The sequence below is a fragment of the Amycolatopsis sp. NPDC004747 genome (genome assembly GCF_053601335.1).
This window is the reverse complement of record NZ_JBSGBQ010000012.1, coordinates 120,461-144,011: the sequence shown is the minus strand read 5'-3', so window position 1 is coordinate 144,011 and position 23,551 is coordinate 120,461. Positions and strand designations below refer to the sequence as shown.

Below are 23,551 nucleotides of genomic sequence, written 5' to 3'. Positions count from 1 at the left end.
GAAGTCGCCATTTCGACGCCACAAGTCCTCTATCCCGTCCGGGTCCGGCCACTCATGCAACCTCGGGTACGGGACGTCGGTGGTGATCTACTACTCGTTCCTGCCGGAGATCGCCACGGCCGACGAGCGGGACGGCGTGTCCACCCGCGGCTGGGCCTTCGGCTACCTGGGCGGCGGGCTCGCACCGGCGCTGCAGCTGGCCGTGTACGTCTTCCACGACTCACTCGGGCTGAGCACAGCCAATTCGGCGCAGATCGCGTTCGCCGCGTCCGGGCGGACGCTCAACAGTTCCCGTCGGTGCGCTGGGTCAAGACCTACGACCCGGCCGGTCACACCGAACGCCCGGACGGTGCCGTGGACTCCATTCCCGAATGCCTCGAGCCCTGAGGGGGACTCGCGCGCGAACGTCCCGCCGCCGGCTCAACCGGGCCTTGGCCAAACGAGCTTGGCTCAGCCCGCTCGCGGTCACCGTGTTCGGCGGTGTCGATCCGCCGAGGCGTGGGGATCGCGTCCGCCGGGATCTGCGTGACGGCGAGGTCATCCGGCGATGGGCGGAGTCGGTGCCGGCCCGGGTGCGGGCTGACCGTCCACCGCCCGATCCCGCCTGACACCGCCCACCGGGCGCCCACGATCGGCCGGCGACGGCTCGGCCACTGGCTCCCTGAGGTCCGCGCCTGCTGAACTCGGCACGGCAGCTGCGCGTTCGACGTTCCGCTTGACTGTCGCCAGCATCCTCGCCTGCATGATCCAGACGACCAAGGGAGCGAACCAGAAGGCGACGGCTCCGAACCACCGCGGGCGGAAGACCTCGTAACCGCCGATGACCAGGCGCGTGCGCCCGCCGGGCAACTCGTTCAGCAAGAAGCCCCAGAGTCCTTCGGTGTAGGCCGCCGGCCGCGGCTGCGTCGGATCGAGCCGGCGGCCTCGCAGATCACTCGACCCGTGCAGTCCCAGGAACCGGTTCGGTTCGAGCGCCGCGACGTCCCAGGCGTCCACCGGGCCATGGCGGCGTGTCCAGTACTTCACGGTGTCGCCGAGGCCGAGGTCCTGCCACTCGGGATGGACTTCCCGGGCACTCGGGCGGCCGGCATTGTCGAGCCGGTCCCAGGAGTACCAGCCGCCGCGGTCCCCGCCCAGCTGGACGAGCCACGGCCACACCGCGTCCGGCGGGGCTTCGATCGTGACGGCCATCGTCGCTCCCCGTTTCCCGCCCGGGACCAGGCCGGCACCGGGATACGGTTCGGCGACCTCCGCATCGGTCGCACCCCAGCGCATCAGCCGAGGCCGCACCCAGGCCGCGTACACCACAGCTGCCGTGGACACCAGACCTGCCACACCCGTGAACTTGCCTGCGACTGTCATACGACAAGCTTCGGAATCAGCTCACGCACGGCGCAAGGGACCAACGTCACCGCCGGCGAGGACATCGTCGGCGGTGCCGGCTCCGGGTTCCGTGGCGCGGGTCAGTTCGGTTCGTTGGCGACCTTGACCCCGCCGAAGACGGCGGTGGCGTTGACCTTCAGCAGCGGCGCGTCCGGTGCGAGCGAGCCGTCGCCGGTGGTCTTGTCTTCGTAGCCGCCGAGGATGGGCAGGCCGCCGAGCTCGACCCGCCAGTCCTTCGGTACCAGCACGTCGACCCCGCCGAAGAGGGCGAAGGCGTCGACGGTGGCTTGGTCGTCGATGTGGGCCTGGCGCAGGTCGAGGGTGGAGCCGCCGAAGATGGCCGAGACGTCGGCGTGCTTGAGGTGCGCTGAACGGTCGACTGCCTTGGCGCCGCCGAACACGACCATCGATTCGCCGCGCGGTGACGCAGGCCGGCGCCGGAGCCCGGCGAGTACCGCGATGCCGATGACGAGCAGCATGGCGGGCCAGAACAGGTCCTTGTCGGTCCACTGCAGCTGCCCGGCCAGCAGCGCGATGCCGACGACGGTGATGACGGCCGGGACGAACGTCAGCCGCCGCTGCGACCAGAGCACGGCCAGGCCGAACCCGATGATGGCGACCGGCCACCACCGTCCGGCAGTGACCTCGAAGCCGGCGACCCCGGCGGCGTCGAGGATCCCGAACACCCCGAGTACCAGCAGAACGAGCCCGATCCAGCTCCTTACCAGTTTCATCGTGACCTCCTTGCACCCCCTGGGTCACCGTGGCGCACGGCACTGCCGGACCGTAGGGAAAAAGGCCCCTGGTTCACAGGACTTGCGGCAGGGATCGCCGGGCGGGGTGATCCACTGCGGACACGTGATCCCCGTCGGGCGTGGCGTCCTCCGAGATCATCCGCCGTCAGTGCCCGGTCCGGATAGGTCGGCCGGGTTGGCCGGCCCCCGTGGCCGGTGCGAAGTCGCTGTCACCGGGCCCTAATCGTCATCGTCGAGGACGGTCTTCGGCGGGTACACCCAGGTGATGCCCAGCGAGCCCAGGCCGCGATCGACGAGGTCCCGGCGGATCTGGTGGGCCGTGCAGCCGCCGTAGACGAGGTGGGTCAGGCGCCTCGTGCGCGGGTCCGTGATCAGGCTGAGCACGCCGTCACCGAAGGCGTGGTGGTCAACCTCTTCACCGGGGAGGGCGTATTCCGCCTCGATCGCCGCTTCGTAGCCACTGCGCCCGTTTTCGCCGAGCATCGCGTACAGCTCGTCGTCGATGGCCTTCACCTGCGGCGGGTGATCGAGGTGATGGGTGATCAACGTGCTCTGTCGCCAGCTGCCATCGCCGCGTGCTGTCACCTTCGTGCCCCCGTCCCGTTCGTCGAACTCCGGACCGCAACCTTCCCTCGCGAGGACGCCGGCGGAACAGGGACTTTCGTGGTGACCGCTGAAGGCCGAAGGCTCTTTCCCGCACGCGAGCCGAGTGCTGATGGACCGATCCTCCCGGTTTCCACGGCGTTTGTGCCCTTCGGGTGGCGGACCTCGAGACCGTCGGCGAGCCGCGAACGGGATGGTGGTGGACGGCCCGGCCGCCGGAAACGATGGTGGCGGCGGGTGGCGGGGAGGGGGCGACCCGGGCCGTCACCACCGTTCCGTGCGAGGGAGCCCGCTGCCGGGGGGAGGGGGGCCGCTGGCGGCTCCCTCGGTCTTGATGGTCCTCGCCTCGGCCGGCTTGCCGTAGGGGGTGAAGTCCCTGTCGGGGAAGCACAAAGTCAGTTCGAAAGCGCTAGATCAGCACCCGTTCGCGGTCACGGGCGATCGAGACCGGGATGCCGGGTTGCACTGTGCGGAGGCGCGATGCCAGCTCTTCGGCGCTTTCGGGTTCGCCGTGCACGAGGTGGATCGTTCCGGGCGGTTCGCCGGCGCAGGCCCAGCGGACCAGCTCGTCGGCGTCGGCGTGGGCGCTGAAGGCGTCGATCTGCGCCACCTCGGCGCGGACCGGCACGTACCGGCCGTGGATCTTGATCTCCCGAGCGCCGTTGGCGAGGTTGCGGGCGCGGGTGCCGGCCGCGGCGTAGCCGACGATGAGGACGGTGTGGCGGTCGTCGGGCAGCATGTGTTCGAGGTGGTGCAGGACCCGGCCGCCGGTGGCCATGCCGGAGGCCGAGAGGATGATCGAGGGCATCACCGGGTCGTTGACCCGCATGGAGTCTTCGGTGGTGCGCAGCTCGACGAGGTGGCCGGGGTCGAGCGGGTCGCCGGCGCCGAGGTCGGTGCGGATCTCCGGCCACCGCTCGTTCATGGCGGTGCGGTAGACGCGGAGCGCGGCGAGCGCCATCGGGCTGTCGACGAAGATCGGCAGCTCGGGGATCGCGCGGCGGTCGGTCAGCTTCTTGAGCGCGGCCAGGACGACTTCGGTGCGGTCGACGGCGAAGGCGGGGATCAGGACGCTGCCGCCGCGGGCGGTGGTCCGGCGGATCACTTCGGCGAACGTCGCGAGCGCGGAGGCGTCGTCGTGGGTCCGTCCGCCGTAGGTGGATTCCAGCACGAGGGCGTCGCACGCGGGCCGGGGCTGGGGCGGCCGGAGAACGCCGTGGGCGGGCCGGCCGAGGTCGCCGCTGAAGACGATGCCGCGCCCGTCGGCGGCGCGCAGGTGAGCCCACGCGGAGCCGAGGATGTGCCCGGCGCGGCCGAACTCGAGCCGGACGCCCGGCCCCACGGTGGTGACTTCCCCGAACCTGATCGGCTTCAGCAGCCGGATCGCCTTCGCGGCGTCGTTCTCGTCGTACAGCGGCAACGCGGGGCGGTGCTTCGACCAGCCGTAGGTGTTCGCGTGCGCGGCCTCGGCCGTCATGAGGTGGGCGCTGTCCCGGAGCACGATCGGCACCAGCCCGGCCGAGCCGTGCGTGACGTACACCGGGCCGTGCCAGCCGGACCTGACCAGGACCGGCAGGTAGCCACAGTGATCGAGGTGGGCGTGGGTGATGACGACGGCGTCGACGTTCGCGAGCTCGTGGGGCATCGGGGCCCAGTTGCGGCGGCGGAGCTTCGCCAGGCCCTGGAACAGCCCGCAGTCGACGAGCACCCGGGCGTCGCCGGCCTCGACGAGGTACTTGCTGCCGGTGACGGTCCCGGCGCCGCCGAAGAAGGTGAGTGCGGGCTGCGGCATCGAGGACCTCCGGTGGCCTCAGTGGTCGTGCGCGGCGGCCAGGCTGGCGCGGCAGGCGCGGACGAGCTGGCGGGTGGCGTGGGTGGCCGGTGTCTCACCACAGGAGGGACAGTGCACCGAGACGTCGCCGGCCAGCTGGTCGATCGCGACGTTCAGGGCGCACTCGCAGGTGCGGCACCAGCGGGTGCCGGTGATGACGACGACGTGCAGCGGAGAGGCGACGCAGTCGTGCAGCCAGCGGCGGTGGGTGCGGCAGGTGATGCGCTCCAGTGGGTTGAGGCCGTCTTCTTCGGACTGGTCTTCGCCGGTGAGCGCGATGGCGAGGCGCTGGTCGCCGATGTCGGCGTAGCGGGGGTCGACGAAGTCGGCGGGCCGCAGGGTGAGCCGGTCGCGGCGGTTGCGGAGCAGGGACGTCGGCTCGGCAGTGACTGCCGGAGCGAATCCGCGAGAGGAGTGGCTGTCCATGGCGTGCCTCACTTTCGTCAGGATCCAGGCTCCCCCGGTCAGGGCCGGGTGACGAGGGCCCGACCGCCCCGGTTCCGTGGGACCGGAGGCCCTGGTTTCGATGGGGCGAAGGCCCGGGCCGGTGAGGACTTTCGGCCGTCACGAGGGGGTGCGCACCAGGTACGCACCACGACCGAGGTGGCGTGCCGGGCGTTCGCCTCGGCAACCGCTCAGGCGTTTCGCAGGGTGATCGTCGCCAGGGAGTACTCGCGGACGACCGCCTCGAGCTCGGCAGGGTCCGGGTCCCGGTGGGCCGGCAGGGTCAGGCCGAAGCGACGCTGCGCGTCCGTGCGGCCGAGCTGCGCGATCGCCTTGCTCAGCTGGCCGGCCACTGTGGACGGTTCCTCCTCGAGTTCGGCGTGCATCTGCTGGGTGAACCCCCGGTGGGTGACTGTCACTTCGGTGGAGTCCCGCAGGTTGGCTCGCCACCCGTGCTGGGTGACGATCAGCAGGGCGTCGTCGAGGTCGGCGAAACCGACCGGGATGTCGTAGTGCCGCCCGGTGCGCCGGCCCGTGAGGTGCAGGATCAGCACGTTCGCGTCGAGCAGGCGGTGCAGGCGCGAGCCTGCGATCGCTCGCACCAGGGAATTCATGGCGGTGATCAGCCGTTGTGGTGGGATCCGCCGGGTGATGGTGTCGCTCATCGCCGTTCTCCTTGCGTTCGCCGGGTTGTCAGTCGTGGCAGCGGCCGAACGGCGTCGGTCCGGCCGTTCCGCCTGGGCCGGTGGAAGTGACGCCGAGTGGCTCAGAAGTGGTTCGTCATCGGAGCCGAGGCGGACGAGGCGGTGGCGGGGGTGGCCGTGCGGTCCAGGAGGACCGCGATCACAAGCGCCCCGGCGACCACGAGGACGCCGCCGGCGTGGCGAGCACGGCCCGCCTCCTCCGGCGGTTGCGGATCACGTCAGTGCGCCCGGCCGATCGAGAGCTTCAGGTAACGGGTGATGCCGAACCGGCACCACGCCTGGGCGTACTTCGGTGCGACCTGGGTGAACGCCGCGTCGGCGTCGACGACCCGCGGGTCGGTGACCTGGTAGGTGACACCCCGGGACCGCAAGGTGGCCGTTCCCGCGGCGAGGACGTTGCGCAGCCAGTCGACCTCGGTGCCGTAGGGCAGCGGCACGATGAAGCCGCCGTCCGGGGTACGGCCCGCGACCACCGGCGTGGTGTACCGGCGACCCGAGCGGCGCCCGACGTGCTCGAGAGCCGAGGCGTACCAGTGCTTGCGCCCGGCCGGCAGCAGCATCACCGGGTTGAGGACGTGTTTGTTGAACTGCCTGACGGTGTCTTTCGCCGAGCGGTGCCGGTTCGCCGTCCGTGCAGGCTCCGTTGTGGACACGGTGTGCTCCCTTCCCGAACCTTGGCCGGACTTCCCGATTACATCCCCGCGGGACTCGGGCGGCCAGGGGAAAAGGTCTCGCGAGCAGGGGCAGGAGGACCTCGGACCGAAGGACGGCGCCCACCGCGTGCCGGCTCCCGGTGGACTGGTCGCCTCCGCGAGTGGCCTCGGCAGTCGGCCGTGGCCCCTGCCTCAAGGCCGGGACGTTCAGGTCCCGGCCGGCTCCCGTGCCAGCAGGGCGAGGACCTCGGTGTCGTCGATCCGGTCGAAGTCGGTGTACCAGTCGCCGACGGGGCTCTTGCGTCGCAATGGGACCGGGCAGAGGGTCTGGGCGACGCCGGTGGCGAGCGAACGCAGGACATCGAGGGGCGCGACCGGCACGGCGAGGACGATCCGGCCGGCCCCTCTGGCCCGCAGCACCCGGATCGCCGCACGCGCGGTGGCGCCGGTCGTGATGCCTTCGTCGACCAGGACGACGGTCCGCCCGGCAACCTGCAGGGGTGGGCCGTCCGGGTGGTAGCGGGCGGTTCGCCGGGCGAGTTCGGCCTTCGCCGAGCGGGCGACCCGGCCGAACTCGGCCGGCGTGACCTTGAGCGCCCGGATGGTGGCCGGGTTGCTCACGACGACGTCCGGCTCGCCGATCGCGCCGATGACGAGGTGCGGGCGCCGAGGCGCGATGAGCTTGTGCACCAGCAGCGCGTCCAGCGGGGCGTGCAGCGCGTCGGCGACCTCGCGGGCGACGGCGACGCCGCCGTGGGGCAGGCCGAGGACGACCGGGTCGTGTCCGCGCAGGTGGTGCAACCGCGCCGCCAGGGTCTGGCCGGCTTCCCGCCGGTTCCGGAACCGCATCCTTCGCCTCCCGCAGTCGGCCGTCCCAGCACCTTGTCCGGTCGGCGACCGGGCCGAGCAGGGCTGGAAGTCACGGCCTCGGTGGCACAAAGTCCTCCATGCGCTTCCGGAGTCGTCAGCGGCTCGGGCAGCACATCGGAAGCCACTCCGACGTCGTCGCGCTGAACGTGATGGCAGGTTCGCGGTGGGGAACCGCGGCGGTCGGGATGGGACGGGGACTTTCGGCTCTCGCGGCGATGGGGCGCCGGGCGGATCGCGGGTGGGCGACGAAGTCGAGGGGATGGCGCCATGGCAGTCCGGAAACCGTTGGGATCCAGGGATCGCTGCTCGTCTCGATCGCCCTCGCTGGCGTGTTCGCCGGCCTCCGTGCGCTGCCGCCGGGGATCCCGGCCGATCGGCTGGTGCTGCTCGGCGCCGGCGGCGCGGTCATGCTGGCCGGGCCGGCCGGCCTGCGGCGGATCGACGCGTGAGCGAAAGGCGCCTTCAGCTCCCTGGCGGTGACTTCCGGCCCTGTCCCGTCCGGGGATCGCCGGGGTCGGCTGGGGTGGTGAACCGGATCGATGTCGACCGCGCGAGTCCCACCGACCGCGCCTTCCTCGCGATGGGCACCGGCGACGGCGGGCCGGTGCAGTTCGGTGTCCTCCTGCTGCTCGGCCGGGCGGCCGGGCTCGACCTGGCCCGGGTGCGGCAGCTCATCGGCGAACGCGTCCCGGCCGTCCCGCGCCTGCGTCGCCGGCTGGTGCCGGCACCGCGGGGCGGTGGCGGCCCGATCTGGGCCGACGACCCGGGGTTCGACGTCCGCCGGCACGTCCGGCCGGCGGTGTGCGCGCCGCCGGGGGATCGGCAAGCGGTGCTCGACACCGTGCTCTCGCTGGTTTCGGTGCCGCTGTCCCGGGATGCCCCGCCGTGGTCGGCGACTTTCCTCACCGGGCTGGCCGGCGGGGAAGCGGCGCTGGTCGTCGTGCTCGACCACGTGCTCGCGGACGGGGTCGGCGGCCTCGCCGTCCTGGCCCGGCTGGTCGACGGCGGAGCCGAGGCGGGCGCGGTCCCGTTCCCCCGCTCGTGGCCGGGTGCGGCGGCGCTGCGCCGGGACGCCCTGGCCGGCCGGCTGCGGTCGGTGCGCCGGATCGGGCCGGCCGTGCGTGCCCTCGTCGCGTCGACCGCGGCTGCCGGCGGCCTGCACCCGCCGCGCGCCGCCCCCTGTTCGCTGCTCGGGCCGGCGGGCTCCCGCCGCCGGCTCGCGGTCGTCCGGGCCGAACTCGCGCCGCTGCGGGCTGCCGCCCACCGGCACGGGGCCTCGGTGAACGACGCCGTCCTGGTCGCCGTGGCCGGGGCCCTGCACCGGCTGCTGCGGGCGCGCCACGAAGACGTCCGGACGTTCGCGATCGGCGTGCCGGTGTCCGGCCGGGCGGCGGCGGATGCCTCGCACCTCGGCAACGCGGTCAGCCCGCTGCTGGTCACCGTCCCGGGTACCGGCGACGTGGCCGGGCGGCTCGCCCTCGTCGCGGCCCGGGTCCGCGCCTCGAAAGCGGCCGCGACCGGGCCGCCGCCGATCGCCGTGCTGGGGGCGCTGTTCCGGCCGCTGGCCGCGCTCGGCTTCTACCGGTGGTACCTGGACCACCAGCGCCGGATGCACACACTCGTCAGCCACGTGCGCGGCCCGGCCGGGCCGGTGACGTTCGGCGGTGTCCCGGTCACCGAAGCCGTTCCGCTCAGCGTCGGGGCGAGCGGGAACATGACGGTGCTCTTCGAAGCGCTCTCCTACGCCGGGAGCCTGGTGATCTCGGTGCTCGCCGACGCCGCCCGGTGTCCCGACCTCGGCGTGCTCGCCGACGGCTTGGCGGCGGAGCTGGCGCTGGTGGGCCGGGAATCCCGGTGAGGCATGGTCTTTCGGCTCCGGCGCACGAGCACGACGGTGAGCTGGCCGGCGCGGCCTGGGAGGTCGACCTGACGTCTCCGGAGGCCCGGCCCGATCCCGGGACGTGGTGCACCGAAGTCGTCCAGCCGTACCGGATCCAGTGAGCCGTCCGCGCCCGGCAGCGGACGGCGGGCGCGGGGAGGCGGCTGCTCGGGGGGAAGAACGTGGAAACACCGGCACACCGCGACAGCCGGCGCCTCCCGCCGCCGGACACCGAGCTCGTCCGGCGGGCGACGGCCGGTGACCCGGCGGCGGCCAAAGCCTTGTTCCGCCTGCTGCGGCCGATCGTGCTCGGTTACTGCCGCCGGCGGCTCCGCGAAACCGTGGCGACCGAGGTGGAGGACTGTGCCAGGACGTCATGGTCGCCGTGCCGGCGGCCTTGCCGGGCTACGCGTTCGGACCCGAGAAGTTCCTCCCCTGGGTCTTCGGCATCGCGGCGCACAAGGTCGCGGACTGCTACCGCGCGCGGAACAACAGCCGGGAGCAGCTCGTGCCCTCGGCGAACACCTCGGCCCGCCGGAGTGGCGGCCCGGTGACCGTGCAGCGCCCGCAACTCGCCGGGTGGTCGGAACACCGAGGGGCGGCGGCCGGTGAACGACGTCCGGGTCCGGCGAGTTCGCTCCGCGGCCACTATTCTCGTTTTCCGGAATTCTCCGGGGGAGTTCTCCTCCGTTCGGTGGCTTCGCCTGCCGTGTGGGAACTGTCAACCTTGGCGGGTCGTTCCGGGCTCCTCCGCCCCCGGCTCGGGGTGACGCATTCAGGGAAGCGTTGGCGGCGGCCGGCCCCCCGGGTCGCCGCCGACGCCCTGGTCCGAATTGGACGGTGCAGGCGATGGACGTACCCGAGATCGTGCTCTGCGAGCAGTGCCGGCACCCGATCTCCCCGGAGGACGGCCACGTGGTGCGGCAGGTCCGCGACGAGGCGCACCCCTTGCTCGCCGTGTTGCACAGCTACTCGCACGCCGACGGCGACCCGGCCTGCCGGGCCGCCCGGCCGTCCCGGGTCAGGGTGGAGCGGGAAACGCGGGCTTTCCCGCCCGTCGTCGACGCGCCGCCGGAGGACAAGCCGCCGGACGGGTGACTCCGCTTTCCGGCCGGTGGCCACGTCGCTCAAGGAGCCGGCCTCTACGGCGCGGAACGACATCGCCTCGGGTGCCCGGGCACCTGCCGGTGCCGGGCGCATCCCGGCACCGGCAGCGCCGGCGAAGCGTGGGTTCAGTTCCGGTTTCCGTGCGGCCGGGTGAGATCGGCGAAGGAGCCGATGACGGCGGGGCGCTGCTCGACGATCGCCAGGGCGTAGGTGAGCACGAGGTGCGCGGTGCGCGCCTGCTGTGCCTCCGCCTCGTCCACCCGGCTGCGGCCCAGGACCAGGTTCGCTTCGCGGCGCAGCCAGCGGTTGCGTTCGCGGCGGAGGAGCGCGACCTCCGGCTGTGGGGCGGCGGGTTCGGGGAACAGGGTGTCCGGCATCGGTGAATCTCCTCGAAAACGACGTGCTGTGGCCAGGTTAACGGGGAAGACGTTGATTCGCTGCCCGGTGCTTCAATGGAATTTCTCCGATTCATGGTATCTCGGCGTTGATTTCGCCCGGTGGTTTACCGGAGTCGGAAAGTGTCCGGCCGGCTCCCTGCTCTTCCTGCGAGGCAACCGAAGCCGGGGCGGGGTGGTGCCATGACTCTCGGCTCTGGTCTATTTCGGGAGCGGAGAATCTCCGCGGCGTTCGGCTGCCCGGTTCCGGTTTTCTTCCGGTCGGCGTGGCGGGTACGGGGCGTGGCGGGCGCTGCCTTATCTTGGCGCGAACGATGAGGAAGATCGGCTGTGTGGCGCGGCAAGAGTGGCGCGACGACGCACGAGCATCACGAGCCTAGATGAGCTAATATCTAGTTTAACTAGATATTTCGATGGTGATCTCGTGGGCGGTGGGTTATGGAACGTCTGGCTGAGCAGTTGAGAGCCGTGATCGTGGCCACCGACGAATACCGGCGCGCCATGGCGTCCGCCTTCGGGGTCGGCGTGCACGAAGCGGCGGTGCTGGGCGAATTGCTGCACGAGGGGCCGCTGCCCCCGTCGGCGCTGGTGAAGCGGCTGGGCATCGCATCGGCGAGCGTGACCGCGCTGCTCGACCGCCTCGAAGTGGCCGGCTACACCCGGCGCGAGCGGCACCCGACCGACCGGCGCAGTGTCCTGGTCGTCCTGACCCCCGGCGGCAGGGCAGCCATCGAAGCCGGCTTTGCGCTGTTCACGGCGGACGTCTACCAGTCGGTTGCCCAGTCGGAACCCGCTCACGTCCGGGAGTTCACCGTGGTGCTCGCCAAGGTCGCCCGTGCGCTACGGGAACGCGCCTCCCAGCCTGGCGCGATCACCGAAGCGCTCACCGAGCGGACCAGGTCCGCCGGGAAGGAGGACCGGTCGGCCGAGCCGGCCGGGTAGCCGGGTTCGCCGGCCACCCGGAAAACCCGGTACTCCGCCGGCCACGCGGCCGCGAAGAGCGCCGCGACGCGACGGCCGGCGGGTGGAGTCCGAGTCCGGTGGTGAGCGCGGCCAGGTCCTACGCCACACCACTGCGGTACAACCGGCTGCGCGGCATCGGCTCGGCGGTCGCTGCGGCGGATCCGGGGGTGGTGTCCATGGGGTGTTTCACTTCCGTTGGGGTCCGGAGCCGGTTGGGTGGGGGGTGCGTACCAGGTAGACCGGGCAGGCTGCGTTGTGCAGGAGTGCTTGGCTGGTGGAGCCCAGCAGCAGGTCGGGGAAGCCGCCGCGGCCGCGGTTGCCGAGCACGATGAGCTGGGCGTTTGCGCTGCGCTCGATCAGCTCGCGGCGTGGGTGGCCGCGGACGACGATCTGCTCGACGGTGAGGTTGCCGGTGTCGTGTTCGCCGGTGAGTTCGCTGAGCAGCTGTTGGCCGGCCGCTGTGGCGGCTTGCGGGTTCAGGTGTGGTTCGGTCTCCGGGCGTGGCTCGTCTGCCGGTGCGTGCACCACGATCAGGTGGGTTTTCCGTGCCTGTGCTTCGGCTACGGCTGCCGCGAGGATGCGGGCGCTGGGCTGGCTGCCGTCGATCCCGGCGATGACCGGCTGGTGCGCGGCCTCGGGGTCGTCCCAGGAGTCGCCGCGGACCACTACCACGTCGCAGGCGGCGTGTGCGCTGACGGCTGAGGCGGTCGAGCCGGCGAGCAGGCCGGTCAGGCGGCCGCGGCCGCCGGAGCCGAGGACGATCAGTGCTGCGGTCTGTGATGCTTCGATGAGGGCGGGTGCGGCGCGGTCGGGATCCAGTCGGGTGGTCACCGTCGGCGCGCCCTGTGCTGCGGCGATTTCCTGTGCCGCCCGCAGGTACCGGTGCCCGTGGGCGCGGAGGGTGTTTTTCAGCTCTTCTGGTGGTGGGACGACTCCGCCGGCGAGCAGTGCCGGGAAGTCGAGGGCGTGCACGATTTCCAGCGGGACATCGTGCAGCCGGGCGGTGCGGGCTGCCCAGCGGACGGCGTCGAGCGCCTCGCCTGATCCGTCGGTTCCGGTGACGATCGGTTGGTGCGGCGTGTTCATCGGTGGCTCCCGGTCCGGCTGTCGTGCGCCGACGTTACGGCGGCGGCCGCGCCGTCCGCTGCGGCCGGAAGTCCTCCGGCGAGGGGACTTCCGGAGGCCGTCGCCGCAGCCTCTTTCCGCAGCACGGCGAGCACGACGGTGCCATCGACCGTCTCGCGCTCCTGCAGCTGCCCGGCGAGCGCGTCGAGGGCGGTCCGGTGCCGCTGCAGCAGGCCGGCCGCCCGGTCTTGGGCCGCGCGCACCAGCCGGGCGATCTCCTCGTCGACCGCTCGCTGGGTCTGTTCCGAATACGGCCGGCCCAGCAGCTCCGGCTGCCCCTCGGCCGCGCTGTAGCCGATCGGGCCCAGTTCCGGTGACATCCCGAACTCGGTCACCATCTTCGCCGCCAGCGCGGTCGCGCCGGCGAGGTCGTTGGCCGCTCCGGTCGAGGTCTCGCCGAACACCACCAGCTCGGCCGCGCGGCCGCCCAGGCGGACCGCGAGCAGGTCCGTGAGGTGGCTTTCGCGGTAGAGGTGCCGCTCGGCCTCGGGCAGCTGCTCGGTCGCGCCCAGCGCCATGCCGGCCGGCAGGATCGTCACCTTCGCCACCGGGTCGGCGTGCTCGCACAGCGCCGCCACCAGCGCGTGCCCGGACTCGTGCACCGCCACCGAGTGCCGCTCCTCGGGCAGCAGGGCGTTGGAGCTGTCGCGCCGGCCCAGCAGCACCCGGTCGCGGGCGGCCGCGAGGTCGGCGGCGGTCAGCACCGTGCGGTCGTCCCGGACGGCGTTGATCGCCGCCTCGTTGACGAGGTTGGCGAGGTCGGCGCCGGAGAAGCCCGGGGTGCCCCGCGCGACGATGCCGAGGTCGACGTCCGGGTCGAGGTGCTTGCCGTCGATGTGCGTGGCCAGGATGGCCGCGCGCTCGGCCTGGTTCGGCAGCGGCACGGTCACCTGCCGGTCGAACCGGCCGGGCCGCAGCAGCGCCGCGTCGAGGGTCTCGGGCCGGTTGGTGGCCGCGAGCACGACGACGCCGCCGCTCTGGTCGAAGCCGTCCATTTCGGCCAGCAGCTGGTTGAGCGTCTGTTCCCGTTCGTCGTGCCCGCCGAGACCGCCGCCGGTGCCGCGCCGGCCGCCGACGGCGTCGATCTCGTCGATGAAGATGATCGACGGTGCCCGCGTCCGGGCTTCTTCGAACAGGTCCCGCACCCGGGAGGCGCCGACCCCGACGAACATCTCGACGAACGCCGAGCCGGTGATCGACAGGAACGGCACGCTGGCCTCCCCGGCGACCGCGCGGGCGAAGAGCGTCTTCCCGGTGCCGGGCGGCCCGACCATGATGACGCCGCGGGGCCCCTTCGCTCCGGCGGCGGCGTAGCGCGCCGGGTCGCGCAGGAAGTCGATGATCTCGCCGATCTCCTGCTTGACCCCCTCGTACCCGGCGATGTCGGCGAACCGGGTGGTCGGGCGCTGCGCTTCGATGATCTTGGCCTTCGCGCGGCCGAACCCGGTCGCGCCGAGGCCGCCGCCGGCGGACTTCTGCGCCCGCATCCCGGCCCAGACGAGGAACCCGAGCAGCAGGAAGAACGGCAGGTAGCCGAGCAGCCCCGACAGCAGCGAACCACTGGCTTTGGTGGCGGTGATCGCGACGTTCTTTTCGCGCAGCTTGGCTTCCAGCTGTCCCGGTTCGAGTGCCGTGGGGATGCGGCTGGTGAACGCCGCGCCGCCACGCCGCTTCCCGTCGACCGCGCCCTGGTCGTCGACCGTCACCGACTCGACGTGCCCGGCGTCCACTTCGGACAGGAACTCGGTGTAGGTCATCGACGGTGCGGCAGGCGTCAGGAAGGCCGGCACCACGAGCGCGCCGAGGATCAGCAGGCCGAAGGCGGTGAGCAGCCAGCTGCCGGCTCGTGAGCGCTGCGGCGGCTCCGGTTTCGGTGCTGGCGTCGGCGGCGGACCGGACCGGGCCGTTCGGGACATGGGAGGCGCTCCTGGGGGTCTCGGGGTGATCCCACTTTCGCGGCCGCGCCGGTCGTGAAGAAGGGCCTAACGTCCCCGGCCCGAAGGACCAGGGCAGGTCGCGCGGTTGCGGCCGGGTGGCGCATCCTGGCCCGGGAGTCCCCGCGACCCGAGGAGGACGGATGACCCTGCCGACGACCATGGCCGCCTGGCGCGTGACCAGGCCCGGCCCGATGCCCTCCGGTCCCCTCGAGCGGTCCCGCGTTCCGGTGCCGCGGCCCGCCGCCGGCGAGCTGCTGGTGCGGGTGCGGGTGTGCGGGGTGTGCCGGACGGACCTGCACGTCGCCGAGGGTGACCTGCCGGTGCACCGGCAGGGCGTGACGCCGGGGCACGAGGTCGTCGGCGAGGTCGTGGCGCTCGGGCCGGACGCCACGGGCTTTGCGCCCGGGGACCGGGTGGGGATCGCGTGGCTGCGCGGGACGTGCGGTACCTGCCGGTACTGCCTGCGCGGCCGGGAGAACCTGTGTCCGGAGTCGCGGTACACCGGCTGGGACGCCGATGGCGGATATGCGGAGTTCGCGGTCGTTCCGGCGGCGTACGCCCTGCCGCTGCCCGGCGGCTACACAGACGACGAACTGGCGCCGCTGCTGTGTGCCGGCCTGATCGGCTACCACGCCCTCGCCCGCGCCGAGGTGCCCGAGAACGGCCGCCTCGGCATCTACGGCTTCGGCGGCAGCGCGCACCTGACCGCCCAGGTGGCGATCGCCCGCGGCGCCACCGTGCACGTCATGACGCGCAGTGCCGACGCGCGCAAGCTGGCGCTGGAGCTGGGGGCGGCGTCAGCCGGGGAAGCCGCCGACCCACCGCCGGAGCCACTCGACTCGGCGATCCTGTTCGCGCCCGCGGGCGAGCTGGTGCCGCCCGCGCTGGCCGCGCTCGACCGCGGCGGCACGCTGGCCATCGCGGGCATCCACCTGTCCGACGTGCCGCCCCTGAACTACCAGCAGCACCTGTTCCAGGAGCGGCAGGTGCGCAGTGTCACGGCGAACACGCGCGATGACGCGCGGGAGTTCCTGGACTTCGCCGGAACGCACCACCTCAGTGTCAGCACCGTGCCCTACGCGCTGGCCGACGCGGACCAGGCGCTGGCGGACCTGGCCGCGGACCGCGTCAACGGCGCGGCGGTGCTCCGGGCCCGCTGAGCCGGGCAGCAGCCGGACGGTCACGGCCGCCCGGCCGGGGTCCGGAGGTGCCGGACGGTCGAAACCACCCACAGGAGAGCGACCAAAACGACCAGCACGGCGAGCGGGCCGCCGTCGCCGGTGACGAGGGCCAGGACCGCGGCGGCCAGCGCCCCCGCGCCGAGCGGCACGCTGAACCACTTCTCCGCGCCGGTCCGGGACCAGGCACCCAGGACGAAAGCGGCCAAGCCCAGCAGCAGTGCGGTGAGCGCCATCGCGCGGACGTCGTGCACCCACATGGCCGTGCCGTCGGCCAGGTAGTCGATGTAGAGGGCGACCGTGAACAGCACCGGCACGGCCGCCACGGCGTCTCGCCATTCTTGTGCCATCGGGAGTACCTCCTCCCGCTCACGATGCGCTTCCGGCCTGGTGGGCGGGAGCGGCCGAAGGTCACCGGGCGCGGGGACGAACGACCGCAGCGATCGCGTCCGCGTGGGCCCCACCGTCGGGATCGCGAACCGCAACCCCGGAGGGAAGGTCATGAGCGCAAGCGGAAACGCGCCGGTCGTGGTGGCCGTGGACGGCTCGGAAACGGCGGCCTCGGCTGCGTTGTGGGCGGCCGGGGAAGCGGCCCGGCGGCACGCTTCGCTGCTCGTCTTCACGGCGTACGGCTACGAAGCAACCGCGTTCGGCGGCAAGGTCTTTCCGCCGTCGGACTGGCTGGCGGTCAAGGAGGCCGAGGCGATCGCGTGGGCGTTCGAGGAGGCCTCTCTCCGCAACGCGCCGCTCGCGTTCCAGGGCGAGTCCCTGCGCGACTCGGGGCAGCGGCTGCTCGCCCAGCGCCTCGCCGGGTGGCAGGAGAAGTACCCGGACGTCACGGTCGAGCGCCGCGTCGAGCGCGACAAACCCCGCCACCGCCTGCTGTCCGCCGGCCGCGGCGGCTTCACCGGGCTGGTCCTCGGCTCGACGAGCCAGGCCCTGCTGCACCACGCGGCCTGTCCCGTGATGGTCGTCCGCACCGGGAACGCCTGAACGGCGAAGGAGTACCCGGCATGACCACGGTTTCGGCGGTGACGACCGCGCAGACGCCGTTCGAGGACATCGCCGAACTGCTGACCGGTCGAGAAGCACCACGAACTCGGTGATCACAACCGGTTCCGGCCGGTGGCGCCGCATCCACGGTCAGCGGCCCGTGGGCACAACGGCGGGCGATCCGGAACCTCACCGCTGCCCGGCTGACCACGGCCCGGCGGCGCTCGGATTCCACGACCTCGAGAATCTCGTGGTCAGCGAGGGACGGCTGCCCTGGACGACCTGAAGAGAGACTCCCTACCCCGCCGGCCGGCGGGCTTTCGCGCCCAGCACCGCCAGCTCCAGCGTCCGCGCGATGTCACCCGGGCTCACCACCCCCACGAGCGCGCCGTCCGACACGACCAGGGCGAGGTCCTGCCCGGGCCGCCCGCCGATCCGGCCGAGGACCGCCGTCAGCGGAGTTTCCGGCGTTGCCACCAGGCACGTCGGCGGGTGGGCGCAGACGTCCTCGACCCGCGTCGCGGCGCGCTCCTGCTCCGGTACCCGGGCGAGCATCGCCAGGCTGATCACCCCGATCGCACGGCCGTCGAACGCCACCACCGGGTAGGTGCGAAACCGTGCGGGCGCGGCCTGGTCGACGAACCCCTGCACGGTGAACCAGCCGGGCGCTGTCACCGGGGCAGGCGTCATGATCTCGCCGAGCCGGATCCGGCTCAGCAGCTCGCGCGCCGGGCCCACGGCCAGCTCGGCCCGGGCGCTCAGGCTCAGGAACCAGCCGATGCCGGCCAGCCACAGTCCGGCAAAGCTGCCGGACCACAGCAGCCAGGCCAGTCCCAGTGCGGCCAGGGCCAGCCCGAGGGCCTGACCCGACCGGGCTGCCGCCGCCTGGGCCCGCCGCTTGTCGCCGGTGCGCCACCAGACGAGTGCCTGCAGGACCCGGCCACCGTCCAAGGGCGCTCCCGGCAGCAGGTTGAACGCCGCCAGGACCAGGTTCGTCCAGCCCAGCCAGGCGAGTGTGACGCCCACGACGCCGGACAGCAGCAGGGACGTACCCAGGAAGCCGGCCCCGGCCAGCAGGCTCGCCGCCGGGCCGGCGATCGCGACGGCGAACGCGGTACGCGGCGTCGGGGCATCGTCGGTCAGTTCCGTACTGCCGCCGAACAGCCACAGCGTGACGCGGTCCACCGCGAGCCCACGGTGCCGCGCGACGAGCGCGTGGCTGAGCTCGTGGGCCAGCAACGACGCGAGTAACACCACGGCCCCCACCGTCCCGGTCGCCCAGCAGACCAGCGGGGACAGGCCGGGCAGGGCCTCCGGCAGCAGTGAACGGGCCAGGAGCCAGGCCAGCAGGGCCATGGTCACGAGCACGGACCAGTGCGCGCCGACGCGGATACCGGCCGGACGCCCGAGCGGGAACGTGGCATGCATGCCTCGACCGTCCACCCCGTGCGCGAACCCGGGCAGGGCCGCACCGCCCCGGGGGGAGGGACCAAAGACCCCGGCTCCGCCGACGTCCGGCCGCAGTACGGACCGGCACGGGTTCGTAGCGTCGGGGTATGCCCGGAGCCGAGAAGATCCGGTGGGCGGTCGGCGAGCGCCGGCTGCTTGCGGCGGGCGACTCTGCTGTCGCATCGAACGGGAGGAGCTGACCATGGATGACAAGGAGAAGGCGGCCATCGAAGCTGAGGCGCGCCGGGATGTCGCCGAGCGTGGGCGGCACGGTCCGAAGGTGGGCCGGTACCTGCACGTGGTCGAACAGCACGCGATCAAGGAGAACGAAGAGGACGCGGTTCCGGCCACCGCGGACGATCCGCGGCAGCCGGCGGGCGAACGTCAGGGTTGATCGGTGCGCGTGTAGGCCGCGAGGGCATGTTCCCGGGCCTGCACGGCGATCGTGCGGATGAGGGCGGTGTGCACCGAACCGATGGCCGGGCGGGAGAGGCGCCAGTAGCGGCGGAACTTCAGCCAGCTCTCCGGGTCGCTGAGCCGGACCCGGGTGTGCACGGTCAGCACCGTGCGGTGCGCGCCGTAGGGCACCACGGAGACGGCCATGACGAGTTTCCCGAAGCCGGGCTCGTCGAACGCCGCGAAGTCGCCGGCCTCGACGCGGCGCCAGGTGATCACCGGTTTCCAGAACTTGCCCGCGACGCCGAGGGCGAACTCGGCGCCCGGCCGGTCGCCGAGCAGAACCCACTCGGATCCGGCGTCCAGGTCGTCGGCGGTCAGGCGGGTCGGGTGGCGGGGTGGGCCGTGGCGCCGGTTGTGCCAGCGTTCGGGCAGCGCGCGCAGCCACCCCGCGACGGACACGACGCCGCCTTGGACGTCGGTGAAGTCGAGTTCGCGGGCTGCGGCGTAGGTGTCTTTCACTGGCGCGTCCACGATCGTCGTGCGCACCAGTTCGAAGTGCGGGTGCGGCAGGAAGTGGTCGATGTAGAGATCGGGTGTGGTCATCGTTCCAGCCTCGGTGACGAGGGCCGTGAGGGCAGGCGGATTTGGTCCCCGGTGATAGGGACTTCGGGCTCTGACCGGCGAGTATCCGCGGCGTCCATGCTGGACGTCTTGGACCTGCAGGAGGAGCTGGTGACCGCATACCGGCCGGTGCTTGCGTGCGGGTCGGGCTCGCCGCCGACCTCTTGCTCGCGCACGCGGCCTGTCCGGTCGCGGTCGTGCATCGGAAGGAGCAGTCGTGAAGGCACGCGACATCATGACGAGGCCGGTGGTCCGGGTCGGGCCCGCGACGCCGGTCCGGGAAGCCATCGTGCTGCTCACCGAGCACTGCGTCGCGGCGCTGCCGGTCGTCGGTGAGGACGACGCGGTGCTCGGTGTGTTCACCGAAGCCGACGCGCTCCGCAGCGGGGTCGCCGGCACCGGCCCCGCGCCGGACGTGCTGGTGGCCACGGTCATGACCGCGCCGGCGGAGACGGCCGGCCTCGACACCGACGTCGCGGAGATCGCCCGCCGCATGCTGGGCGACCGGCTGCGCAGCATCCCGGTGGTCGACGAAGACGGCATGCTCGCCGGCATCGTCAGCCGCCGCGACCTGCTCAGCCCGCTGGTGCGCCAGGACGACTCGGTCGCCTCCCACCTCAACGCACTGCTCACCGACTACTGCGGGCACCGCGACCGGTGGGCGGTTTCGGTCACCGGCGGCATGGTGACCATCCGCGGCACGTTCACCGACGAGGCCGAGCGCCGGGTCGTGACGGCGCTGGCGAAGACGGTCTACGGCGTCGTCGGCGTGGAGCTGTGGGAAGAAGCGTCGGTGCGGACATGAAGATCCTCGTCGCGGTGGCCACCCGACACGGGGCCACCAGGGAAATCGCGGAAAGCGTGGCCACCGCGCTCGGCGTCGCGCTGACCGACGCCGGGGTGTGGTCGCAGGTCGAGGTCCGCGACGCGGGCCAGGTGCACTCGGTCGAGGGCTTCGACGCCGTGGTGATCGGCAGCGCGGTCTACATGGGACATTGGCTCGAGCAGGCCAGGAACCTCGTCGAGTCCTTTTCGGACGAATTGGGCAAGGTGCCGGTCTGGCTCTTCTCCAGCGGGCCGGTCGGCGAACAGAAGCGGCCCACCGAAGAGCCGGTCGCCGTCGACGACCTGGTACATCGGCTGAACGCCCGTGGGCACCGCCTGTTCGGCGGCAAGATCGACCGCCGCACCCTGAAGTTCCCCGAACGCGCCGTCGTGGCGGCGCTGCGGGTGGCCGACGCGGACAACCGGGACTGGCCCATGATCCGCGCCTGGGGCCGCGAGATCGGGAACAGCCTCGTCCAGCTGGAAAGGAGCGTGTCATGACCGAGCACCCGGTCCGTGTCGAGGCGGCTCTGGACGAGCCACTGTCGCGTGGGCTGTGGCTGGTGAAGTGGCTGTTGGCGGTTCCGCACTACTTTGTGCTGGCGTTCTTGTGGATCGCCTACGTGGTCGTCACGGTCGTGGCGTTCTTCGCGATCCTGGTGACCGGTCGCTATCCGCGGCCGTTGTTCGAGTTCACCACCGGTGTGCTGCGCTGGAGCTGGCGCGTGCACTACTACGCCTACGCCGCGCTGGGCACCGACCGGTATCCGCCGTTCACCCTGGCCGATGTCGCGGACTACCCGGCCCGGCTGGAAATCGCCTATCCCGAGCGGCTTTCACGCGGCCTGGTCCTCGTCAAGTGGTGGTTGCTGGCCATCCCGCACTTCATCGTCGTCGGCCTGTTCGTGGGCGGTGGCAGCTGGCTGGTGCTGCGGGCCGGCGGTGAGCATACGTTCAACTGGGCGGCCGGCGGCCTCGTCGGCATCCTGGTCGTCGTGGCGGGTGTGGTGCTGCTGTGCACCGGCCGCTACCCGCGGCCGATCTTCGATTTCGTCCTCGGCATGGACCGCTGGGTGCTGCGCGTCGCGGCGTATGTGTCGCTGATGACCGACGAGTACCCGCCGTTCCGGCTTGACATGGGCGGCGCCGAAGCCGGCCACGCACCCCCGCAGCCACCGCCGTCGCACCCGCACGCGGTGGGCTGGACTGCCGGGCGGATCGCGGCCGTGGTGTCCGGTGCCGTGCTGGTGCTCGGCTCGATGGGGTTCATCACCGGCGGCCTGGCCGTGCTGTGGGCCGACCGCACCCAGCGCGACGCGGACGGCTACCTCACCGCGTCGACGACGTTCGTCTCCGGCGGGTATGCCGTCGCCACCGATCCGGTGCGGCTGGAGGGTGTGTCGGTCCCGAAGCTCGAGAGCTTCATCGGGGACGTCCGGATCCGAGTGACCGACACCGGCGGTCGCCCGGTCTTCGTGGGTATCGGCCGCACGGACGCGGTGGAGGGCTACCTGGCTGCGACCGAGTACACGACTGCGGGCAATCGCAGTCACCTGGGTGGTGCCCCGGCCGTTCCGCCGGGTGAGGCGGGCGTGTGGGTTGCGAGCGCGTCCGGGGCGGGCACGCAGACCGTGGCCTGGCCGGTGCTGAGCGGGCAGTGGACGGCCGTGGTGATGAATGCGGATGCCTCGCGCGGGGTTGCCGTGCGTGCCGAAGCGGGGGCGAGTGCACCTGCCCTCGGCTGGGTCGCCTTGGCGCTGCTGGTGTCGGGTTTTGCGGTGCTGGCTGGTGGTGTGGTGCTGATCGGGGTGGCCGCGCACCGGGCGTCGCAGCGCCCGGCGGCTCCGACCGTGCCGGAGTCGTCCACGGTGGACAGGTGAGAGAGGAGCGATCATGCATGCACAGCCGGGCGACTGGCTCGTTGTGAAGGGACCGTGGGTCGACGCGCCGGAACAGCGTGGCCGGATCCTCGAGGTCCGCTCGGCCGACGGTACGCCGCCGTACGTCGTCCGCTGGACGGCCGATGATCATGTCTCGACGGTGTTTCCCGGTCCGGACGCGATCGTGTTGACCGCCGAGGATGAACGGGCGGCCGAACAGCGCGCCCGCATTCGCTTCGACCGGGTCCGGCGCTACATCCACGAGGAGGACGGTCATGTCCGGGTTCGTTGACGGTGTGGTCGTGGCCGGGATCGACGGTTCGAGCTCCGCGGTGCAGGCGGCGGTGTGGGCCGGTGCGGAAGCTGTCCGGCGTGGGCGGCCGCTGCGGCTGGTTCAGGTCTATACGTTGCCGCAGGTGAAGGCACCGGTCGCGGTCGGCACGCACGAGCAGGTCCGGGCCGGGCTCGCCGAGCGGGCCGAGGGCTGGCTGGCCGAGGCGAAGGCCGCGGTGCTCGCCGAGAACCCCGGTCTGGATGTGGTCACGGCGGCTCGGGAGTGGAGTCCGGTGACGGCACTGGTCCAGGAGTCGCAGCACGCCGAGCTGATCGTGCTCGGTTCGCGCGGGCTGGGTGGGTTCACCGGTCTGCTGGTCGGCTCGACCGCCGTCGCGGTGGCCGCGCACGCGCACTGCCCGATCGTGGTGGTCCGGGGCCGGACCCCGCACGATCCGCCGCCGCGCACTGGGCCGGTGCTCGTCGGGTCCGGCGGTTCGCCCGACAGCGAGGCCGCGATCGCGTTCGCCTGCGAAGAGGCGCGGCTGCGCGGCACCGCGCTGGTCGCCGTGCACACCTGGAGCGACATCCTCGCCGACGGCGTGCTCCGCCCGCACCCGTTCCAGGAAGCCCCGGCCACGGTCGCGGCCGCCGAGCGCGTCAAGCTGGCCGAGCAGGTCGCGGGCTGGCAGGCGAAGTACCCGGAGCTGGCGATCGAGCTGGAGGTCGTCCGCGGGCGGTCGGTGCGGACGCTGCTGGAGCGGGGCGAGGACGCGCAGCTGATCGTGGTCGGCTGCCGTGGCCGGGGCGGGTTCACCGGGATGTTGATGGGCTCGACCAGCCAGGCGTTGATCGCGCACTCGCCGTGCCCGGTGGCGGTGGTGCGACCCCAGCGGACCGGGAGCGGGACGTGACCACCGCCCGGGCCCGCGCCACGATGCGCGTGCTCGCGACCTTCGAAAGCCTCCTCGCCGCGAGCGCGGTGTACGGCGGCATCTCGCTGATCGCCCGGGCGCCGGGCTTCGAGATGCCAGTCGAATGGCCGGCGCCCCTCGGGCTGACCAGCTGGATGCTGCCCGGGATCGCGCTCGTGCTCACCGGCTGGCCGGCGATCCAGCTCGGCGTGATCGGCGTGCGTGCCCCGGTCCAATGGGTGACCGTGGCGCTCCTCGTGGTGCTGCTCGGGCTCGCGTGGCCGGCCCGCCACCGGCTGGGGACGTCATGAGCGCCACCGTGACCAGCCTGCACGAGACCGAGTTCTTCGACACCGACTCACTGCGCCTG

General features: G+C 72.4%; 27 protein-coding genes and 1 pseudogene. 14 read left to right on the top strand and 14 right to left on the bottom strand.

Annotation, left to right across the window (positions count from 1 at the left end; genetic code table 11):
• Positions 1-58: 58 nt before the first annotated feature.
• A pseudogene (locus ACWEGE_RS21180) lies at positions 59-274 on the top strand (MFS transporter); the annotation flags it as partial.
• Between the two features lie 263 nt (positions 275-537).
• Here the strand turns inward: ACWEGE_RS21180 and ACWEGE_RS21175 are convergent.
• The 8 genes from ACWEGE_RS21175 to ACWEGE_RS21140 all read right to left on the bottom strand — a co-directional run bounded on the left by ACWEGE_RS21175 (position 538) and on the right by ACWEGE_RS21140 (position 7,222).
• Positions 538-1,191: a hypothetical protein gene (locus ACWEGE_RS21175; protein WP_449662149.1), complete on the bottom strand. Its 654-nt coding sequence runs from the start codon at positions 1,189-1,191 to the stop codon at positions 538-540.
• A 272-nt stretch (positions 1,192-1,463) separates the two neighbouring features.
• Positions 1,464-2,117, bottom strand: a complete 654-nt coding sequence (locus ACWEGE_RS21170; protein ID WP_449662148.1) for a LiaF transmembrane domain-containing protein — start codon at positions 2,115-2,117, stop codon at positions 1,464-1,466.
• Positions 2,118-2,357: 240 nt separating this feature from the next.
• Positions 2,358-2,723 (bottom strand): hypothetical protein, encoded by a 366-nt coding sequence (locus ACWEGE_RS21165; protein WP_449662147.1) that lies wholly within the window; start codon positions 2,721-2,723, stop codon positions 2,358-2,360.
• A gap of 427 nt (positions 2,724-3,150) precedes the next feature.
• Positions 3,151-4,533 (bottom strand): MBL fold metallo-hydrolase RNA specificity domain-containing protein, encoded by a 1,383-nt coding sequence (locus ACWEGE_RS21160; RefSeq protein ID WP_449662146.1) that lies wholly within the window; start codon positions 4,531-4,533, stop codon positions 3,151-3,153.
• Positions 4,534-4,551: 18 nt separating this feature from the next.
• Positions 4,552-5,010, bottom strand: a complete 459-nt coding sequence (locus tag ACWEGE_RS21155) for a hypothetical protein (RefSeq protein ID WP_449662145.1) — start codon at positions 5,008-5,010, stop codon at positions 4,552-4,554.
• Positions 5,011-5,207: 197 nt separating this feature from the next.
• Positions 5,208-5,681: a nitroreductase/quinone reductase family protein gene (locus ACWEGE_RS21150; RefSeq protein ID WP_449662144.1), complete on the bottom strand. Its 474-nt coding sequence runs from the start codon at positions 5,679-5,681 to the stop codon at positions 5,208-5,210.
• Between the two features lie 257 nt (positions 5,682-5,938).
• The gene (locus ACWEGE_RS21145) at positions 5,939-6,373 is read right to left on the bottom strand and encodes a nitroreductase family deazaflavin-dependent oxidoreductase (protein ID WP_449662143.1); all 435 of its coding nucleotides are present in this window, start codon (positions 6,371-6,373) and stop codon (positions 5,939-5,941) included.
• 207 nt (positions 6,374-6,580) lie between these two features.
• On the bottom strand, positions 6,581-7,222 hold the full coding sequence (locus ACWEGE_RS21140) for a phosphoribosyltransferase (protein ID WP_449662142.1): 642 nt from the start codon (positions 7,220-7,222) through the stop codon (positions 6,581-6,583).
• Positions 7,223-7,769: 547 nt separating this feature from the next.
• Here ACWEGE_RS21140 and ACWEGE_RS21135 point away from each other — a divergent pair.
• The 3 genes from ACWEGE_RS21135 to ACWEGE_RS21125 all read left to right on the top strand — a co-directional run bounded on the left by ACWEGE_RS21135 (position 7,770) and on the right by ACWEGE_RS21125 (position 10,220).
• Positions 7,770-9,101 (top strand): wax ester/triacylglycerol synthase domain-containing protein, encoded by a 1,332-nt coding sequence (locus ACWEGE_RS21135; protein ID WP_449662141.1) that lies wholly within the window; start codon positions 7,770-7,772, stop codon positions 9,099-9,101.
• The gene (locus tag ACWEGE_RS21130; RefSeq protein ID WP_449662140.1) at positions 9,098-9,244 is read left to right on the top strand and encodes a hypothetical protein; all 147 of its coding nucleotides are present in this window, start codon (positions 9,098-9,100) and stop codon (positions 9,242-9,244) included. The genes ACWEGE_RS21135 and ACWEGE_RS21130 overlap by 4 nt, the downstream gene beginning before the upstream one ends.
• Positions 9,245-9,971: 727 nt before the next feature.
• The gene (locus tag ACWEGE_RS21125) at positions 9,972-10,220 is read left to right on the top strand and encodes a hypothetical protein (protein ID WP_449662139.1); all 249 of its coding nucleotides are present in this window, start codon (positions 9,972-9,974) and stop codon (positions 10,218-10,220) included.
• A 134-nt stretch (positions 10,221-10,354) separates the two neighbouring features.
• On the opposite strand, the gene ACWEGE_RS21120 is transcribed toward ACWEGE_RS21125, so the two are convergent.
• A complete protein-coding gene (locus ACWEGE_RS21120; RefSeq protein ID WP_449662138.1) occupies positions 10,355-10,606 on the bottom strand; it encodes a hypothetical protein in 252 nt (83 codons plus the stop codon).
• Between the two features lie 456 nt (positions 10,607-11,062).
• Between ACWEGE_RS21120 and ACWEGE_RS21115 the strand changes: the two genes are divergently transcribed.
• Positions 11,063-11,566 carry a MarR family winged helix-turn-helix transcriptional regulator gene (locus tag ACWEGE_RS21115; protein ID WP_449662137.1) on the top strand — a complete coding sequence of 168 codons (504 nt, stop codon included), beginning with the start codon at positions 11,063-11,065 and terminating at the stop codon, positions 11,564-11,566.
• A 207-nt stretch (positions 11,567-11,773) separates the two neighbouring features.
• Here the strand turns inward: ACWEGE_RS21115 and ACWEGE_RS21110 are convergent, their stop codons facing one another.
• The gene (locus ACWEGE_RS21110; RefSeq protein ID WP_449662136.1) at positions 11,774-12,673 is read right to left on the bottom strand and encodes a universal stress protein; all 900 of its coding nucleotides are present in this window, start codon (positions 12,671-12,673) and stop codon (positions 11,774-11,776) included.
• Positions 12,670-14,628: an ATP-dependent zinc metalloprotease FtsH gene (gene ftsH / locus ACWEGE_RS21105; RefSeq protein WP_449662135.1), complete on the bottom strand. Its 1,959-nt coding sequence runs from the start codon at positions 14,626-14,628 to the stop codon at positions 12,670-12,672. Before ftsH ends, ACWEGE_RS21110 begins: the two co-directional genes overlap by 4 nt.
• Before the next feature lie 179 nt (positions 14,629-14,807).
• On the opposite strand from ftsH, the gene ACWEGE_RS21100 reads away from it, so the two are divergent.
• A complete protein-coding gene (locus ACWEGE_RS21100) occupies positions 14,808-15,809 on the top strand; it encodes a zinc-binding alcohol dehydrogenase family protein (RefSeq protein ID WP_449662282.1) in 1,002 nt (333 codons plus the stop codon).
• Positions 15,810-15,829: 20 nt separating this feature from the next.
• Here ACWEGE_RS21100 and ACWEGE_RS21095 read toward each other — a convergent pair whose 3' ends face one another.
• Complete coding sequence (locus ACWEGE_RS21095) at positions 15,830-16,177, bottom strand: hypothetical protein (protein WP_449662134.1); 348 nt, start codon at positions 16,175-16,177, stop codon at positions 15,830-15,832.
• 151 nt (positions 16,178-16,328) lie between these two features.
• Between ACWEGE_RS21095 and ACWEGE_RS21090 the strand changes: the two genes are divergently transcribed.
• A complete protein-coding gene (locus tag ACWEGE_RS21090; RefSeq protein WP_449662133.1) occupies positions 16,329-16,820 on the top strand; it encodes a universal stress protein in 492 nt (163 codons plus the stop codon).
• A 297-nt stretch (positions 16,821-17,117) separates the two neighbouring features.
• Here ACWEGE_RS21090 and ACWEGE_RS21085 read toward each other — a convergent pair whose 3' ends face one another.
• Positions 17,118-18,248: a site-2 protease family protein gene (locus ACWEGE_RS21085; RefSeq protein ID WP_449662132.1), complete on the bottom strand. Its 1,131-nt coding sequence runs from the start codon at positions 18,246-18,248 to the stop codon at positions 17,118-17,120.
• A gap of 223 nt (positions 18,249-18,471) precedes the next feature.
• Between ACWEGE_RS21085 and ACWEGE_RS21080 the strand changes: the two genes are divergently transcribed.
• Positions 18,472-18,663 (top strand): hypothetical protein, encoded by a 192-nt coding sequence (locus tag ACWEGE_RS21080; protein WP_449662131.1) that lies wholly within the window; start codon positions 18,472-18,474, stop codon positions 18,661-18,663.
• On the opposite strand, the gene ACWEGE_RS21075 is transcribed toward ACWEGE_RS21080, so the two are convergent.
• Complete coding sequence (locus ACWEGE_RS21075; RefSeq protein WP_449662130.1) at positions 18,654-19,271, bottom strand: hypothetical protein; 618 nt, start codon at positions 19,269-19,271, stop codon at positions 18,654-18,656. The two genes, ACWEGE_RS21080 and ACWEGE_RS21075, sit on opposite strands and share 10 nt — an antisense overlap.
• A gap of 235 nt (positions 19,272-19,506) precedes the next feature.
• Here ACWEGE_RS21075 and ACWEGE_RS21070 point away from each other — a divergent pair, with 235 nt between their 5' ends.
• From ACWEGE_RS21070 to ACWEGE_RS21045, 6 genes are read left to right on the top strand one after another with little or no spacing between them, the layout of a single operon-like run.
• On the top strand, positions 19,507-20,094 hold the full coding sequence (locus tag ACWEGE_RS21070; protein ID WP_449662129.1) for a CBS domain-containing protein: 588 nt from the start codon (positions 19,507-19,509) through the stop codon (positions 20,092-20,094).
• Positions 20,091-20,615, top strand: coding sequence for a flavodoxin domain-containing protein (locus tag ACWEGE_RS21065; protein ID WP_449662128.1), 525 nt, complete (start codon positions 20,091-20,093; stop codon positions 20,613-20,615). The genes ACWEGE_RS21070 and ACWEGE_RS21065 overlap by 4 nt, the downstream gene beginning before the upstream one ends.
• On the top strand, positions 20,612-21,994 hold the full coding sequence (locus ACWEGE_RS21060; protein WP_449662127.1) for a DUF4389 domain-containing protein: 1,383 nt from the start codon (positions 20,612-20,614) through the stop codon (positions 21,992-21,994). Before ACWEGE_RS21065 ends, ACWEGE_RS21060 begins: the two co-directional genes overlap by 4 nt.
• 13 nt (positions 21,995-22,007) lie before the next feature.
• The gene (locus ACWEGE_RS21055) at positions 22,008-22,286 is read left to right on the top strand and encodes a DUF1918 domain-containing protein (RefSeq protein ID WP_449662126.1); all 279 of its coding nucleotides are present in this window, start codon (positions 22,008-22,010) and stop codon (positions 22,284-22,286) included.
• Complete coding sequence (locus tag ACWEGE_RS21050; RefSeq protein ID WP_449662125.1) at positions 22,270-23,181, top strand: universal stress protein; 912 nt, start codon at positions 22,270-22,272, stop codon at positions 23,179-23,181. The genes ACWEGE_RS21055 and ACWEGE_RS21050 overlap by 17 nt, the downstream gene beginning before the upstream one ends.
• Positions 23,178-23,492, top strand: coding sequence for a hypothetical protein (locus tag ACWEGE_RS21045; RefSeq protein ID WP_449662124.1), 315 nt, complete (start codon positions 23,178-23,180; stop codon positions 23,490-23,492). Before ACWEGE_RS21050 ends, ACWEGE_RS21045 begins: the two co-directional genes overlap by 4 nt.
• Positions 23,493-23,551: the final 59 nt, after the last annotated feature.

Bases quoted from the DNA above. Each gene is read 5' to 3' on its own strand.
- ACWEGE_RS21170 (WP_449662148.1), bottom strand. From the start codon at position 2,117: ATGAAACTGGTAAGGAGCTGGATCGGGCTCGTTCTGCTGGTACTCGGG.
- ACWEGE_RS21050 (WP_449662125.1), top strand. From the start codon at position 22,270: ATGTCCGGGTTCGTTGACGGTGTGGTCGTGGCCGGGATCGACGGTTCG.
- ftsH (WP_449662135.1), bottom strand. From the start codon at position 14,628: ATGTCCCGAACGGCCCGGTCCGGTCCGCCGCCGACGCCAGCACCGAAA.
- ACWEGE_RS21120 (WP_449662138.1), bottom strand. From the start codon at position 10,606: ATGCCGGACACCCTGTTCCCCGAACCCGCCGCCCCACAGCCGGAGGTC.
- ACWEGE_RS21060 (WP_449662127.1), top strand. From the start codon at position 20,612: ATGACCGAGCACCCGGTCCGTGTCGAGGCGGCTCTGGACGAGCCACTG.
- ACWEGE_RS21115 (WP_449662137.1), top strand. From the start codon at position 11,063: ATGGAACGTCTGGCTGAGCAGTTGAGAGCCGTGATCGTGGCCACCGAC.
- ACWEGE_RS21140 (WP_449662142.1), bottom strand. From the start codon at position 7,222: ATGCGGTTCCGGAACCGGCGGGAAGCCGGCCAGACCCTGGCGGCGCGG.
- ACWEGE_RS21100 (WP_449662282.1), top strand. From the start codon at position 14,808: ATGGCCGCCTGGCGCGTGACCAGGCCCGGCCCGATGCCCTCCGGTCCC.
- ACWEGE_RS21125 (WP_449662139.1), top strand. From the start codon at position 9,972: ATGGACGTACCCGAGATCGTGCTCTGCGAGCAGTGCCGGCACCCGATC.
- ACWEGE_RS21090 (WP_449662133.1), top strand. From the start codon at position 16,329: ATGAGCGCAAGCGGAAACGCGCCGGTCGTGGTGGCCGTGGACGGCTCG.
- ACWEGE_RS21150 (WP_449662144.1), bottom strand. From the start codon at position 5,681: ATGAGCGACACCATCACCCGGCGGATCCCACCACAACGGCTGATCACC.
- ACWEGE_RS21055 (WP_449662126.1), top strand. From the start codon at position 22,008: ATGCATGCACAGCCGGGCGACTGGCTCGTTGTGAAGGGACCGTGGGTC.
- ACWEGE_RS21110 (WP_449662136.1), bottom strand. From the start codon at position 12,673: ATGAACACGCCGCACCAACCGATCGTCACCGGAACCGACGGATCAGGC.
- ACWEGE_RS21080 (WP_449662131.1), top strand. From the start codon at position 18,472: ATGGATGACAAGGAGAAGGCGGCCATCGAAGCTGAGGCGCGCCGGGAT.
- ACWEGE_RS21075 (WP_449662130.1), bottom strand. From the start codon at position 19,271: ATGACCACACCCGATCTCTACATCGACCACTTCCTGCCGCACCCGCAC.
- ACWEGE_RS21095 (WP_449662134.1), bottom strand. From the start codon at position 16,177: ATGGCACAAGAATGGCGAGACGCCGTGGCGGCCGTGCCGGTGCTGTTC.
- ACWEGE_RS21160 (WP_449662146.1), bottom strand. From the start codon at position 4,533: ATGCCGCAGCCCGCACTCACCTTCTTCGGCGGCGCCGGGACCGTCACC.
- ACWEGE_RS21175 (WP_449662149.1), bottom strand. From the start codon at position 1,191: ATGGCCGTCACGATCGAAGCCCCGCCGGACGCGGTGTGGCCGTGGCTC.
- ACWEGE_RS21085 (WP_449662132.1), bottom strand. From the start codon at position 18,248: ATGCATGCCACGTTCCCGCTCGGGCGTCCGGCCGGTATCCGCGTCGGC.
- ACWEGE_RS21065 (WP_449662128.1), top strand. From the start codon at position 20,091: ATGAAGATCCTCGTCGCGGTGGCCACCCGACACGGGGCCACCAGGGAA.